This is a genomic window from Enterococcus sp. RTP21361st1_A6_RTP21361_211029, from assembly GCF_040910045.1.
Taxonomy (GTDB): Bacteria; Bacillota; Bacilli; order Lactobacillales; family Enterococcaceae; genus Enterococcus_D; species Enterococcus_D gallinarum.
On record NZ_JBDGBK010000040.1, the window covers coordinates 1 to 14941 of the forward strand.

Below are 14941 nucleotides of genomic sequence, written 5' to 3' on the forward strand. Positions count from 1 at the left end.
TCATTATAAGTGCTCCTTCGTTTTCAAGACAGCGTTAGAGGTTCGGCAAAATTTGCCGAACCTTATATGTTTTTTATAGGAAATAAGCTTTCTTCCCACAAACTGAGCGATGGAAAAAAGCTTATGTCTTTCATTGTTTGAATGTTTTTTCGTAGATATAGTCATCCATTACAAAACCTTGACCGATATCAACCTTTCGTTCCCCGACCCGGACAAAACCCCGGTGTTCGTAGACGGCAATCGCTTGTTGATTGCCGTTATTGACGTTCAAAAAGAGTGTTTTGCCAGCGGCTAAAGATTCAACCCAATCAAATACTTTGCTGGAGACGCCTTTTCCTCGCATAGCAGGTGTTAAATAAAGTTTACTCAAATACAGACGGTCTGCCTCTTCTTCGTAAGCTGTGTAGCCAATAATCTCATCTTCTAATCGAAGAATAAAATAAGCGGCGCCTTCTTTGATTTCTTGTTGGATCGTTTCTGGAGATTGATAAGTTTCTAGCATATAGCTGACTTGAGCAGACCCGATGATAGGTGTAAAGACTTCTGACCAAATCTCCTTAACGACAAGCTCTAATTCTTGAATCTCCTCTAAAGATCGGACTGGTTGAAATGTAATTTTCATGGTGGACTCCTTTCAAAGATGTATCCCTACATATCTTTATTATATCGGAATGTTTTTTAAATAAATAGAAAAGTCTTTCTTTGTCTTAACTATTGATAATGTTGTCTATCCGCAATTGAAAGAAAGATTTAGCACCATCAGAAAGTTCTGCTGATCGCATCAAGTTTGTTAGGAAAAATTAGATGCGATGACGAGAAACAGGACCAGCTCATTTTCTGGAACAGTTTCTCTTTCTTTCAATTTTTATCCGAAAGTGCTACCCCTCATTTTTTCGATAAGTTTTTTTCATTCCCCAAAAAAATCCGAGTGTGCTATACTGGTTACAAGAAAATAGAGACTGCCACCGGGTAGTTAAAAGAGGACGATCATTCCAGTAGGTCTTAGAAGGAATGGTCTTCCTCTTTTTGTTTTCTAAATAATCAAAAAGGAGGGAAATAGAATGGCTTGGCTCGAACTATTATTAGCTGGCGTACTGGAAGTATTCTGGTCCACAACGATGAAATGGAGTGAAGGATTTACAAAAATCAATTTTACGATTTACACCATTATTGGTATGATCGCCAGTTTTTTCTTTTTGTCGCAAGCAATCAAACAACTGCCAATGAGTTTCTCCTACCCTATCTGGACTGGGATCGGTGCGGTGGGTTCAGTCATCATTGGTGTGGTATTGTTCCATGACAAGATAAACCCAGCCACTTGGCTTTTTGTTGGATTATTATTGATCAGTATTGTAGGCATTAAAATGACTAGCGGTCACTAACCTCAAAAAAGTTTTTTTGAAGTCTTTTAAAAGACTTTTATAAAATCGAATCACTTCTTTCTACCGAAATCTTTCTTATTTCTACTTTTGCTTTCCTCTAGGATATCATCAGACTACTGATCTTCTCTTACAAAAGAAAAGTTGGATTACCTTCATTCTTTCTTTTCTCAAAGGCTAAAAAAGCAGCAGTTTGATCATTGATGGATCAAACTGCTGCTTTTCTTTTTGTACTTGACTAAAACGAGTTGAATCTCAAACGAGTTCAGCTTTTTTTTCTGTAATTTGTTTCTGAAGAAGAGCTAGTATCTGTCTATCTTCTACTGATAAAATATAATTTTTACAAATTTCTAAAAGGACAGGTTGTCCCACTTCATTAATTTTCTTTGCTTGAAGGTCAGTGATATTTATCGTCTCCATACGATCCCTACTTTCTTTTTCTGATAAGAATAGTTTGCCATTCTTTCAATAAAAAAAGAAGCAACGGGATGTTTACATGCTAGAAACGTGGTGTTTACACTGTTTTTTTTAACTTACACAACACAAAATGACCCTTAAAAATAAATCGGCGATTAATCTGGTTCAATATGAATATCTGTATCATAGACATTGAAACGATCAGACAGCAATGCTTCTATGGCATCAGCTACTGCATGACTTTTTTCAACTGTCAAATATTTGTCCATCGTAATAACAATATCAAGAAACACATTTGCGCCATACATTCTGCCGCGAATACTCTTGACAGATTTTACTTCCGGAAAATCGGCTACGACTTGTTCGTACTCGTTGACCAATGTTTGATCAAAACCATCTGACAATGAGAAGGCACTTTCTTTGAAAATATCAATGGCCGTTTTTAGGATCAGAACAGCGACAACGATCGCTGTTAGACTATCAAGCCACCCCCAGCCAAAAGAAGCGGCAAAAATGGCAATGGCGGTTCCGATGCTGGTCCAAGCATCGCTGCGATTGTCTTTGGCAGCAGCAAGCAGTGCGGAACTTTTTACTTGTGCAGCCAATCTTCGATTAAAGGTATACACACCATACATGAGAATAGCTGAGACCACACCTATAATTGCCGCAAGCACATCAGGACTTTCTGTCTCCCCTTGAATCAAGGACCAGACAGAGGAATAAAGTACTTGCAGCCCTACAGCAAGCATGATCAATGACGTAATCAAACTTGCTACATTCTCTGCTTTCCAATGTCCATACTTATGTTCTTCATCAGCCGGTTTTTGAGCTAAGCGTAGACCTATCAAAACAGCCACTGAAGCGATTATATCGGTGGCATTATTTAAACCATCTGCCCATAAAGCTTCCGACCCAGCTATTTTACCGATCAATAATTTAACGAATGAAATCAATAGATAGGCGATGATACTAAGCAGAGCGCCCTTTTCTGCTCGCTTCAATTCTTCATATCTAGTCTCTCTCATTTATTTCCCTCCAGCATCAAGATAACAACTTGAAAATAATAACTGAATTCCTGAAACTTTGCAGTAATTATTGGAGAGATATAATCTTTTAGGAATAACAAACATTTGCTTTCTGCGCCACGAATGCATCTTGCAGGTCAAACTGAATGAAAAAAAATCAGAAGGCACCTTGTTGATTTCCTTTAGACATGTTAAACAAGCTTTAAATCATTCATTGTTCCCCCCGTTTAATGAAAACCATTGTCACTGAATGGGAGACACTATGGGGTGTCCTTGCTGCTTTGCGTAGTTCTCTTCTATAGTTCTCTTCTATAGTTTCCTTCTAAAGAAATAAGAGGGAAAAATACGGGGGAAAATGTGAAAATTATCTATTTTGGCAAAGTTTTCTTTTCCATTTCGAAGTGATCTCCTAAGATATGGCTAGAAATGAATCTAAAGAGCAGCATCTGTCTGATTTCTTAATATAATAAGATAGCAGTTTTCTAAGACAAAAATGAATAAACGATGATTATTTCTAGTGAAAAATCACCATTTGATTTTATCAATCGCGAGCTTCAAGGTATACTCAAAGAAAGTAGGTGAAAAAATGGAATCTGAAAAGTGTTATGCCAAAATGCAAGATGGCTCGGTCCTTTACTATGAGAAAATTGGAAAAGGCAAGCCATTATTCTTATTGCACGGCAATGGCGGGAGCAGTGCTTACTTTGCTAATCAGATAGCTGAATTAAGTCAGAAACATCAGCTGTACTTGATAGACAGTCGTGGGCATGGCAAATCAACGAATACCCGCAAAAAAATTGATTTTTTCTTGATGGCTGATGACTTGTATGCCATTATTCAAAAAGAACACCTGTCAAAGGTGGCTCTTCTAGGCTTTAGTGATGGCGCAAATTTAGCTATGGTGTTTTGTTTTAAATATCCGGAATTAGTGAGTTGTCTGATTTTAAATTCCGGCAATACGGATCCTAAAGGGGTTCGGCTGTTTGCACGGATCGGCAGTCTGATCCAATATGCAGTCGTTTGGCTTTGCGCGCCTTTCGATAAAGGTATGCGTGGTTTTTTACCGATTCTTGCACTACTCTTTCGTAACATCGGTTTATCAGCCACCGATTTAAAAAAAATTACTGTCCCAACACTGATTTTGGTAGGAAAAAGAGATTCAATCAAATTGTCTCATTCATTTTATCTAGCCAATCATATTCCGAATGCCAATTTCATGGTAGTAAAGGGACAAGGACATAGTTTTGCTCGCAAAAATCCAAATATATTCAATCAGAAAGTTCTTTCTTTCTTAGATAAGGTGGGACAATAAAATGAAACTTTTTACATGGATTCGTAACCATCTCTCCTTGTTCAAAGGACTCTTTTTGATCGCTGTAGCAGTGATCGTTTTAGGTGAATTGCTTTCCTTAAGCAAGACGATTTCCGTCGATCAATTAACGACACTGTTTTCCGAATTAGCGGTTTGGCGCGTTGCATTGATGCTTTTGATTAGTTTGCTTTGTATTGCGCCAATGATTGGTTATGACATTATCTTAAATCGGCTCTTAGGACAAAAGCTTTCTGCCCGTTATTTAAGTGAAACAAGCTGGATCATCAATACCATGAATAATCTTGTAGGTTTCGGCGGTTTTATCAGCATTGGTCTTCGCTCCGAATTCTATGGCAAAGAAAAAAATGGCAAAGATGTTGCTCAAGCAATTTCGAAAATTTTTATTTATCTGATGTCTGGGTTATCACTTTTGTCATTACTGGCATTAGGGTTCGTCGTCTTTGGACCAACAACTGATTATCTGCAGCAATATTGGATTTGGCTATTGGGAGGAAGTTTGTACTTTCCAGTGGTCTATGTCTTAAGTTTGTCGAAGAAGAATGGCTATTTAGGCGGTCTGCCCTCTTCTGACCGCGGTCAACTGATTTTGGTTTCATTATTGGAATGGGTAGGGGTATTTACGGCCTTTATCACCACCGGTATGCTGATGGGGATCTCTGTGGATATTTTTCAAATTCTGCCATTATTTATTGCTGCATCTGTGATAGGGATCGTATCAATGATTCCCGGAGAATTAGGAACCTTTGATGTCATGATGATCATGGGAATGGGTTCATTGAATATTCCCCGAGAAAGCGTCGTAGCGTGGCTTCTGCTATTCCGGCTATTCTATTACATCATTCCGTTTTTGATTGGGGTGCTTTTGTTCTCTAAAAATGTCAGTGTAACGCTCAACACACGCTTTTCTGGTATTCCTAAAGGATTGCTTTTAGAAGTATTCCATAAGATTGAAGTACTGTTGCTCTATTTGACTGGTACGATGCTGGTTTTGTCAGCAACGATTCCGGAAGCATTTGACCACATTCAATGGTTAGCCCATCTTAATCCGATACGGTTGAATTTTGTCATGCAATACCCAAGTATTTTCTTAGGCTATCTTTTCATCATTGCTGGTCGTGGGGTTTCAGCTCGTGTTTCGCGCGCTTATTTTCCAACATTGCTGTTGATTGCAGCAACGATCGGCTATGCGGTCTTAGCCGGTTTCCGCTTTTCAACCATGTGTTTCTTGCTCTTCTTATTGGCGATTATGGTCCTTTCCAAAAGTGAACTATTTCGTAAGCAACTGGTTTATTCTTGGGAATGGCTGACGATCGATGGCCTTTTGATGGGATCTTTGACTGTCCTTTATGTGATTATTGGGGTCTATAACATGCCCCATTTAAATCGTCATCCCGCCCATCGTTCCATTGATTTTCTTTTGTTTCCTTCTGAAAAGTTATGGTTGCAAGGCTTTCTGGCTATCATGATCGTCGCTATCGCGGTCTTGCTTTTCTCACGCTATTTAATGGGACCCAAACATCAAATTGGACAGAGACCTGAGAATGAAAAAATCTTGACTCTTTTAGAGACCTACGGTGGTACTAGTGATAGCCATCTTGTCTTTTTGAAAGATAAAGAAGTCTATTTCTATCCGAACGAGACCGATCCTACCGTCTTTTTCCAGTTTACGACCTATAACAATAAATGTTTGGTCATGGGGGACCCAGCTGGTAAGCAAGAGGATTTTGCTGCTGCACTAGAAGCCTTTATCACAGAAATGGATCAGTGGAATTATTTGCCTGTCTTCTATGAAAGCAGTGAAGAAATGGTCATGCTGCTTCATGAATTCGGCTATGACTTCATCAAATTTGGTGAGAAAGCCTTCGTGGACCTACAGAATTTCACCTTGTCTGGCAAAAAAATGAAGGGTCAACGGGCATTAAACAACAAAATCAATAAAGAAGGCTTTACTTTCGATGTCCTACAACCACCGTACAATGCGGAAACATTTGCCAAGCTACGAGATATTTCTGATCGCTGGCTAGATGGTCGCAAAGAGAAAGGTTTCTCATTAGGATTTTTCTCTGAAGATTACTTGAGCACCGTCCCAATCGCTGTCGTCAAGAACCAACAGCAAGAAATTGTGGCATTTGCTTCTTTTATGCCTACTTATCAGACAGGTTGTGGGTCAATCGACTTAATGCGTCATGATCCTGAAAAAGCACCTAATGGCACAATGGACTTTTTGTTCATCAATCTCTTCGATTATTTTAAAAACCAAGGATTCGAACAGTTCGACTTAGGGATGGCCCCGCTGGCGAATGTAGGGACGTTCAGAAGCAGTTTCATTCAAGAACGGATCGCCTATTTGATCTATAACTTTGGTTCTCACTTTTATTCCTTTGAGGGATTGCGGGAGTACAAGAGCAAGTATGCAGCTTATTGGTCTCCTCGTTATATTCTCTATTCCAGAGATAGTTGGATCGGTTATGTGATGATCGCATTGTTGATAGTAGACAATCGAACTATTACTACGTCTTCTCTTTAGGATAAAAAAAGACTGCGCCACAAGTACCAATAAGACAACAACTATCCAGTAATCAAACTATTGTTCAACAAATCAAAAACGAGCTCCATCCAGGTTTATCAAACAATGGGTGGAGCCCATTTATGTTGGTTGATTCAGTTAGTTTGTTATTCGCTGGTTTTGTCTGTTTGTTCCCAGAGTTGTTTCACAACTGGAATATTGCCTAATTCTGTCATGTTTGATGGTAGAATGACTGTATTCGTCTTACTGTTGACAATATCTTTAAAGGCTTCAATGCCCAAGTAAGAGAGTGAACGTTCGTCTAATTGACTTTCTTTGATTGCTTCATTGATGGCTAAGATCCGTTTACGTTCTGCTTCAGTAATTTTAGCAATTCGTTCTGCTTCGGCGTCTGCATCGATCCGTACACGTTTAGCACGAGCTTCCGCATCAATCTGAGTTTGTTCCGCTCGGGCTTGGGCATCGATCGTCATTTGAGAAGCTTTGGCTTCCGCACTTAAGACAGCAGAAGATTTCTCCCCTTGTGCCCGCGTGATCATGGATTCTTTATCCCGTGAAGCAGTGATCAGTTTGTTCATTGATTCAATGATTTCTTGCGAAACTTTGATCTCACCAATATTGATTCGGTCGATCGCCAACCCATACCCCGCTGTGATATCTTTAATGGAAGTAAACAACGCCACGTTGATTTCTTCTGTTCCGTTGAGAACTTCATTTAGATCCATTTTCCCAATGATTCCTCGCAAATTGGATTGCGCATCTTGGATCATAGAAACGACCGAGTTTTCATTATCATAAACAAACGCCCGGACATCTGTGACATGGTATTTGATGGCTTCATCAATTTGAACGATAACATTATCCTTCGTGATAGCACTTTGCGGTTCAATTTCTAAAGGAATCTGTTTAAGTGATACTCGTTCTCTGACTGTATATAAAATAGGGACTAAAAAGTGTAGACCTGGTTCAAGTGTCTTAACATACTTCCCAAAACTCTCAACTACTTTTACTTCACCTTGTCGAACGATAACAGCAGTGCTTGCCAACAGCCAAATCGCGATCGCTATGACAAGAACGATTAAGATAATTTGTACGATGATCATTGAATATACCCTCTTCCATTTTCAAATAATGTATTGTTCACTTGTGTCAGCAAGATCCCATTTTCAACGCCGATGATCTCCAGCATCACATTCTCTGCTGGAATACCGGCAACAACCCGATATTCAGTATACGTACCAAAGATTCGAATGAATCCGGCATAATGATCTGTCGTGGAACGAAAATATTTCCCGACTGCGCGGTTTTCCATATATTCTACGATTTTAGTCACCCTCTTCACTAACTAACTATCCTTAGATTCTGTGCTATCATCATATCATGTTTTACCTTGCTACACAGTAATTATTTAAACTTTTACTTTCAATTTAATGTAAAAACAAGTAAAAATAAAAAAACCTGCTTTTGCAAGCAACTTAATTGCTTTCCACAATTAAATTGCATACAATCTAATTGTACAAAATCAAAAAAACAGGAGTGAAGTTAGATGAAAAAAATGTATTCTACAAAGATGATCAACACAGGTGGCCGTTCAGGAGAAGTTCATAGTCCTGATCATTCCTTCGAATTATCCATCGCAGCACCTGGTAAACGGGTCGAAAATGCCACTAACCCAGAACAACTTTTTGCCGCTGGTTTTAGTGCTTGTTTCAACAGTGCTCTTGAACTTGTAAAGCAAAGGAAAGGAATTGATGGCGCATCAACTGTAAGTGCACAAGTTTCACTTTATGCCGATAATGAAAGTAGTTTTGTTTTAGGAGTAGAGATTGAAGGATTCGTAGAAGGTCTTTCATTAGATGAAACACAAGAATTACTAGAAATTGCTCATACCGTATGTCCTTATTCAAAAGCAACAGCCGGCAATATTGAAGTAACCGTCAAAGCTGTTAGTGAGTAGACTTTCCGATACAAAAAAGCTATGATAAGAAGCGTCAGTATAAAAAGGAGTGGGGACATGAATGACTTAGCACTTGAAAACCAACTATGTTTTCCTCTATACGCCGCTTCGAAAGAAATTATCAAGCATTATAAAGGATTACTGGACCCTCTGGACTTGACCTATACGCAATATCTCGTGATGCTCGTCTTATGGGAGCAAGGAACATTGACAGTAAAAGAATTGGGCGATTCTCTGTGTCTGGACTCTGGAACTTTGACTCCGGTTTTAAAGAAACTCGAAATGAAAGGCTATCTTTCAAGAACTCGCAATCAAGAGGACGAACGTTCTTTAAATGTGTCATTGACAGGAAAAGGGCAGCTGCTCCATGATTCTGCGGTGAATATTCCCAGTAAAGTCAAAGACTTCCTGCCATTGTCTCCTACAGAACTAGCTGATTTGCATCGCTTGACGACAAAAATGCTGCATCAGTTTCAGAAAACTAGCTAAAAAAGATCCGACTTACCGGATTGCTCGAAACGTTAGCCGAAAAACTAACTTCTTAAGCGCAGTCCATAAGTCAGATCTTTTTTTGTTGGCTCTCTTTGGACAAGCAAGATCACTGATGGTCTTTTGGCATTGAAAGCTCTTGTTTTTTGGCAGTAATTTTGTCCATTAACATCGCTAACTGCTTTTCTTCGAGACGACCAATCGCCACCTGAAGCATAGCAAAAATCTGATCTTGATTAAGAATCGACTGCAGTACTTCTAATTCAGTCACTTTGGGTTGAAAACGACGTGCTAAAACCGAACCGCTCATTTTGATGCTCGCAACTTCCAGTATGCCTTTATTGACTAATTTTCTGATGACTGATAACGAAGTGTTGCGATTCAAGTTAAAACGCTCACTAAAATCACTGCAACATAGTGGTTCCTGAGCATTCCAAAAACAAATCAGAATCTCCCACTCTTTTTTTGAAAAATTCAAATAATCCATATATGCCCCTTTCTCTTTGCTCATTCCATGAACAATGTTATATAGCTAATTTCCTGAATCCAGTCTAACTGTAACGCTGAATTGAAAAGACTTTTCAGTTATTCTTCATTCATACATCAATGATAATCTATATTTACCATTTTTTCAAAATATTTTTAAGATTATTGAATAAATAAAGCGTAAATTTAAACAAATAAACAGCCGACCACTGATGCTGGTCGGCTGCTCCTTGCGATTTTAGGAAATCATTTATTTGATATTGAAGATAAGGCTTTCATGTTCCTGATCTTTCAAAGAATAACCGCAAGATTCTTTATTTAAATGAGTATAATCGGTTTCGATCATTTGGATGATTTCTTCTTCTGTCAAGAATTCATCTCTTACTAGAATCAATGAGTTCAATAAAACAAACCGTGAATCATACCCAAGTATTTCTGGAAAAAGTTCCCAAAAATTTGAACCATCTATTTGTTGGACAGCACATTTGAAAGAATCAATCAATTGGTGGATGTAAGTATATACCTTAGGGTACTCTACTTCCACAAGTTCAAGCACCTCTTTATCGATCACTTTCTCCAAATAGTCGGCTGTTTCTTTATAGAGCATTAAATCAATCACGCGAATTATCAATCCTTTCATGCGGACAGTTCACAGTCAATCTACTGAAACTTCCTACGTATATATATATCATAAAATCGGCTAAAATTATTCTCATTTTGAGGGAATAACGAAGAAAAAAATGAGAATAACATCACAAAGTATGAGTGAAGCTGAATTATACTCAACAAAACAAGGATTTTAGCTAAGAAAAATTTGTTATATATAACGGTAGTATTATTAAAAAAAGGAGGATTTTTACGGACCTGCTTTAAGAATCAAAAAGGCCCGTAACTTATAAGGCAAACATAGCTAGATAATCTAAGTGTCTTGCATCTGCTATCACAAAAATCACAGTTATCAGGTTTGTTTGCTCTTAGTCACGGACCTGCACCTATTAATGTGCCTGATGATTGACTGAAAGAGATGATGCTGTGCTAGTAGAATGATCATTCTTAGCACGAAGTGCAGATAGAATGGATACTGTATCGATCACTTCTTGTAACAAAGCGCCAAACAACGCTGGGATCACACCCGTGCTGGCAATCAACATTAAAACGATACAAATGAAGATTCCTAGCAACACGGATTGGCGCGCGATTCTCATCGTGTCTTGAGAAATCTGTACGGCTTGAGAGACCTTGCTGAGATCATCTTGTAGTATTACCGCATCTGCTGCTTCCGTTGCAGCACTAGTACCATGGGCTCCCATAGCAATACCTATATCAGCTGCTGCTAAAGCTGGGGCATCATTGACCCCATCCCCCACCATGATGATCGGGCGTTCAGCTGGTTCTATTTCTTTTATAACGGCAATTTTTTTTGCCGGCAAGCAGTCTGCTAGAACGGTTTCGATCCCTGCTTCAGCTGCGATCTTCCGAGCAACGAATGCTTGGTCACCTGTCAACATGATCGTCTTTTTCAATCCTTGATGACGCAACTGCTCAACCGTTTGTTTGGCTTCCTTGCGTAATGTATCTTCAAAAAAGATCGTTCCTATCCATTGGTCATCTTTCCCAACACAAACATTGGTTTTAGCTTCATCTACACCAACTGCTCCAACAAATTCAGGTTTACCGATTTTGATCTTGTGTCCAGCAACTGTTGCTTCGATCCCTTGCCCTACCACTTCTTTCAAGTTGGTGACTGGCAGCAAAGTCAGCTTTCGTTCCATAGCAGAAGCAACCAGAGAGCGGGCGAGAATATGAGTGGAATCCTGCTCAGCACTAGCCGCAATGCGCAAAAGCTCTTCGACCGATAGTTGATCAGCAGTCACAGTTATTTTTTCAACGTGCAACTTTCCCTCTGTCAATGTGCCTGTTTTGTCAAAAGCGATCGTTTTTGCTTTGGCTAATTTTTCGATCGTGGTGCCGTTTTTCATGACAATCCCATTGCGGCTTGAGCGACTCATGCCTGCTACTAAAGCTACTGGTGCTGCCAAGATTAATGGACAAGGTGACGCCACTACTAGGACTTCCGCAAAGCGGACAGGATCTTTTGATACAAACCAAGCAATCCCCGCAATCACATAGGCTGCCAACGTAAATGGTACAGCATACTGATCCGCTAAACGAACAAAGCGCGCAGGTTTTGCTTCAGATTCTTTGACTAAACGAACAAGAATTTGATATTGGCTATCTGCTGCTTTTTTCGTCACTTCAAAAGTAATCGCAGTTTCCCCATTGACTGAGCCAGACATCAATTCATCACCAGGATTTTTCTCTACAGGTCGTGACTCACCAGTCAAGGATGATTCATCGACAAGGGTATTTCCTTCAGTGACACAGCCGTCTACGGGAACGATTTCTCCCGGGCGGACGATGACCAGATCACCAATAGCTAGTTCTTCAACCGGAACATCTTTTTTATCATTCAGCCGATGGGCGGTCTGTGGAGAACGTTGCAACAGTTGCCGAAGTTCTCGGCTGGCTTGTTTGCTGGCGTATTCTTCCAAACTATCGCCGCCTGTCAGCATGATCAAAACCATCAAACTGGCCCAATATTCGCCAACAGCAAGTGTAGCAACAATGGCTGTGATCGCTAACAGATCCACGCCATATTTTCCTGAACGCAATGTTTGGATCATGTCGATCAACATCGTCAACGCTGTCAACCCGCCGATGATCGCGATCAAACCAAAAGCAATGGGAGGTCGATCAAAGCCAAATTCAGCGATCAACGCCGCAGCTCCTACGCCGATGGCAATCAAAAATTTACTTAAACGATTCATTTTATCCACCTCACCTTTCACCAAAAGCGTATCACTTGCAGGAATGAAATGAAACAAAAAACCGTTAAATGAGAAAGAGAATCGTTAACGTATCAGGCTTTCAAGCCGTTTTCAAAGTTCATCCGCCTCATTGTAGATAAACCTACTGCTGGTGTTTTAAGGTAGCACGTCAAATCTCCCGAATCATTCATACCCAAGAAAATAGCCTATCCGCGTTCACTGATTGCTTTGCGAGGAGAACAGCGTTATCTCGGACATAAACCCGTTGTCCATGTATAATTGATAGTAAGAGATTGATGAAACATCGATAAAATTGTAAAGGAGACGGATCAAATGAAAAAACACTGTAGGTGCGGAAAAAAACTAGATGGCGCTGAAACGAAATGTGCTGCTTGCAAACAAAGCAAAAAACAAAAAATCGAGTCACTTGAGAAATTTGTCAAGTATGGCAGTTTTGCCTTGGCCGCCCTTTCTTTAGTACTAAAAGTAGTCAAAGATCGGGAAAGCTGAGTTCTTATCCTTAGACAGACAAAAAAACGCCGAAATGGCGTTTTTTTGTCTGTCTTTCTGACCAACGTGCATTAGTCTGTGATCGTGCTGTCTAACTGCCAATTGACTTTTCCTTGATAGGTTCCTGGGGAAAGGGTCTCTATCTTAGGAGCAAACCGTAAATAACAATCATACTGACTTAAATCGAGAGAGAGAGCTTTATCGCTAGGCGTCTGCTCAAAAAGTACTTTTTTATCTGAAGTAATGGTGCAAAACAATGAATTATCAGTAGAATCGTATAGAACTAGTTGGACTTCATCAGCCAATGAGGCGCCACTATTCATAAATGGGGTGGTTTGTCCCGATAATTTCCATGTACCTTCACTCGTATTGCTGATTGCGAGAGGCTTGCTGGTTGTTGCAATTGGAACTTTTATTGGTACCAAGCCATTAGAATCCATTGCTCGAGCCAACTCGTTGATTGTGACTGTTGTTCCTTTGAAAGATTCTGGGACTGATTTTAATTCGACGATTCCTCGAAAATCAATGGCAAAGTAATGGATTGCTGATGAATTGCCTTCTGTGTCGACGACATATGTTGCAAAATAATAGGTAGTCCCTGGGGAAAGATCACTCGTCTCTGACTCTAAAGTGTAGTGGAAGGGATCTGACAAATCTGTTCGTTCAAGAACTGTTTTTAGAGTAAAGTCTTCTTCCTGTAATTCCTTCTCTTGTGAAAATAAATCACTTATAAATAATTGCGCCTGCGTAGAATTACTATCTTCCACAGAGATGTCAGTATAGGCATTTCGATTTTGTCGAAGGATCGGCGCAGTTTTCTGCGCTTCTGACATTGTGGCTTGTCCGCTGGTCAATGTTGGTGGGAATTTGCCTTTTACCGTATAAAAATGGGTAGCGGCTCCTCCTGAAGTAAAACTGGATATAAAAGCATTTCCACTAAAGGTAGTCTCAACTGGTATTACTTCATCAATATTCGCATCTATAGGGATCCCACTATACTTGACCCTAAAATGAACAATATAGGCATTCCCTTTTTCCAATTTCGGCAATACTACACTTATTTGTCCTGTCTCTCTTATATATTCGATTGGGGACCCCCCATCAGGAAAACCGTTGATCATGGTATCTTCTGGTTTACCAAAATAGACAGTATCTTTCACAGATACATTATCTGGAAGTGTGAGTTTGAGTTTAATCCCTGGATTCAAACTTGATAGATCGCTTGTTTGTTTAAAATCAATATAGGTTGCATAAGTAATCTCTTTACTTGCATCCACTTCAATTGGTTTATCCATTACTGTTCCCGTGTCCAGCATAAACTGATCTGGCTCTCTTTGGAAGACGCCCGTCCGCATATCAATTTCGACTAGACCTTGAACATCGACGAAAGCGACTGCTTTGTTTTGGGCAAATCCGCCATTGGCACCGGTAAAACCAAAATAAACTGGCGCCGAATTTGTTAAATTAAGATTGTTTTTAAAAGTATCATCGACAGGAATCGATACATCTACATTAAAATCTGGAACAGCATAATGAAATTGTTGCGTAGATTCATTGTAATCCACGATAAAGGTATGCCAATTTCCATCGGAAATGTCCGTAACGCCAACCGTGTTATAGTGATTTAAGACTTTATCCACCATCAGCCAGCCGTCTGTCGTATAAGAAGCATCGGAACCAGGGTAAGACCAAGCAATATGGTGTCCCTTTGTTGTCACATCACGATCCATCATCCGATCAGTAGCAAGGATACCGCCATTATTGTTGTAATATGTATCAAATTCAATTGCGATACTATTTGCGATTGCACCTTGACTAAGTGGGTCTGATCCAGAAATATTCGACCAAACTCCAATTGTTGATCCAGCTTCTGAAGCTAGTGCTTGAGGCCCGCTACTTTGCAACACAAAAGCCAGTCCGGCGCAGTGACCGCCGCAAAGACTGTTTGCTGTCCTTGCAACAGCCAAAAAGTTCCTATAAAAAGAAGCGA

At 39.8% G+C, this 14941-nt stretch carries 15 protein-coding genes; 6 read left to right on the forward strand and 9 right to left on the reverse strand.

The window, feature by feature from the left end; translation table 11 throughout:
• Nucleotides 1-130: 130 nt before the first annotated feature.
• Nucleotides 131-622 carry a GNAT family N-acetyltransferase gene (locus AB5Z52_RS08835; protein ID WP_005471077.1) on the reverse strand — a complete coding sequence of 164 codons (492 nt, stop codon included), beginning with the start codon at nt 620-622 and terminating at the stop codon, nt 131-133.
• A gap of 439 nt (nt 623-1061) precedes the next feature.
• Between AB5Z52_RS08835 and AB5Z52_RS08840 the strand changes: the two genes are divergently transcribed.
• Nucleotides 1062-1382 carry a multidrug efflux SMR transporter gene (locus AB5Z52_RS08840; RefSeq protein WP_029486660.1) on the forward strand — a complete coding sequence of 107 codons (321 nt, stop codon included), beginning with the start codon at nt 1062-1064 and terminating at the stop codon, nt 1380-1382.
• A 252-nt stretch (nt 1383-1634) separates the two neighbouring features.
• On the opposite strand, the gene AB5Z52_RS08845 is transcribed toward AB5Z52_RS08840, so the two are convergent.
• Both AB5Z52_RS08845 and AB5Z52_RS08850 read right to left on the reverse strand, forming a co-directional pair.
• Nucleotides 1635-1799 carry a hypothetical protein gene (locus tag AB5Z52_RS08845; protein ID WP_003126127.1) on the reverse strand — a complete coding sequence of 55 codons (165 nt, stop codon included), beginning with the start codon at nt 1797-1799 and terminating at the stop codon, nt 1635-1637.
• 152 nt (nt 1800-1951) lie between these two features.
• Nucleotides 1952-2821: a cation diffusion facilitator family transporter gene (locus AB5Z52_RS08850; RefSeq protein WP_003126126.1), complete on the reverse strand. Its 870-nt coding sequence runs from the start codon at nt 2819-2821 to the stop codon at nt 1952-1954.
• A 586-nt stretch (nt 2822-3407) separates the two neighbouring features.
• Here AB5Z52_RS08850 and AB5Z52_RS08855 point away from each other — a divergent pair.
• Both AB5Z52_RS08855 and mprF read left to right on the forward strand, forming a co-directional pair.
• Nucleotides 3408-4133, forward strand: a complete 726-nt coding sequence (locus AB5Z52_RS08855) for an alpha/beta fold hydrolase (protein WP_003126124.1) — start codon at nt 3408-3410, stop codon at nt 4131-4133.
• A gap of 1 nt (nt 4134) precedes the next feature.
• On the forward strand, nt 4135-6681 hold the full coding sequence (gene mprF, locus AB5Z52_RS08860) for a bifunctional lysylphosphatidylglycerol flippase/synthetase MprF (RefSeq protein ID WP_288551671.1): 2547 nt from the start codon (nt 4135-4137) through the stop codon (nt 6679-6681).
• Nucleotides 6682-6827: 146 nt separating this feature from the next.
• Here mprF and AB5Z52_RS08865 read toward each other — a convergent pair whose 3' ends face one another.
• Nucleotides 6828-7784, reverse strand: coding sequence for an SPFH domain-containing protein (locus AB5Z52_RS08865; RefSeq protein ID WP_005471067.1), 957 nt, complete (start codon nt 7782-7784; stop codon nt 6828-6830).
• Nucleotides 7781-7993, reverse strand: coding sequence for a hypothetical protein (locus AB5Z52_RS08870; RefSeq protein WP_029486656.1), 213 nt, complete (start codon nt 7991-7993; stop codon nt 7781-7783). The genes AB5Z52_RS08865 and AB5Z52_RS08870 overlap by 4 nt, the downstream gene beginning before the upstream one ends.
• Nucleotides 7994-8227: 234 nt before the next feature.
• Here AB5Z52_RS08870 and AB5Z52_RS08875 point away from each other — a divergent pair, with 234 nt between their 5' ends.
• Nucleotides 8228-8638, forward strand: a complete 411-nt coding sequence (locus tag AB5Z52_RS08875; RefSeq protein ID WP_288551670.1) for an organic hydroperoxide resistance protein — start codon at nt 8228-8230, stop codon at nt 8636-8638.
• Nucleotides 8639-8695: 57 nt separating this feature from the next.
• Entirely contained in the window at nt 8696-9127 is a 432-nt protein-coding gene (locus AB5Z52_RS08880; protein WP_003126119.1) for a MarR family winged helix-turn-helix transcriptional regulator, read from the forward strand.
• Nucleotides 9128-9236: 109 nt separating this feature from the next.
• Here the strand turns inward: AB5Z52_RS08880 and AB5Z52_RS08885 are convergent, their stop codons facing one another.
• The 3 genes from AB5Z52_RS08885 to AB5Z52_RS08895 all read right to left on the reverse strand — a co-directional run bounded on the left by AB5Z52_RS08885 (nt 9237) and on the right by AB5Z52_RS08895 (nt 12441).
• The gene (locus AB5Z52_RS08885) at nt 9237-9614 is read right to left on the reverse strand and encodes a hypothetical protein (RefSeq protein ID WP_021149994.1); all 378 of its coding nucleotides are present in this window, start codon (nt 9612-9614) and stop codon (nt 9237-9239) included.
• Between the two features lie 249 nt (nt 9615-9863).
• Nucleotides 9864-10253: a hypothetical protein gene (locus AB5Z52_RS08890; RefSeq protein WP_231455798.1), complete on the reverse strand. Its 390-nt coding sequence runs from the start codon at nt 10251-10253 to the stop codon at nt 9864-9866.
• A gap of 355 nt (nt 10254-10608) precedes the next feature.
• On the reverse strand, nt 10609-12441 hold the full coding sequence (locus AB5Z52_RS08895; protein WP_288551669.1) for a heavy metal translocating P-type ATPase: 1833 nt from the start codon (nt 12439-12441) through the stop codon (nt 10609-10611).
• A gap of 333 nt (nt 12442-12774) precedes the next feature.
• Here AB5Z52_RS08895 and AB5Z52_RS08900 point away from each other — a divergent pair, with 333 nt between their 5' ends.
• Entirely contained in the window at nt 12775-12951 is a 177-nt protein-coding gene (locus AB5Z52_RS08900) for a hypothetical protein (RefSeq protein ID WP_005471055.1), read from the forward strand.
• 71 nt (nt 12952-13022) lie between these two features.
• On the opposite strand, the gene AB5Z52_RS08905 is transcribed toward AB5Z52_RS08900, so the two are convergent.
• Nucleotides 13023-14918 carry a legume lectins beta domain protein gene (locus AB5Z52_RS08905; RefSeq protein ID WP_288551668.1) on the reverse strand — a complete coding sequence of 632 codons (1896 nt, stop codon included), beginning with the start codon at nt 14916-14918 and terminating at the stop codon, nt 13023-13025.
• Nucleotides 14919-14941 lie beyond the last annotated feature (23 nt).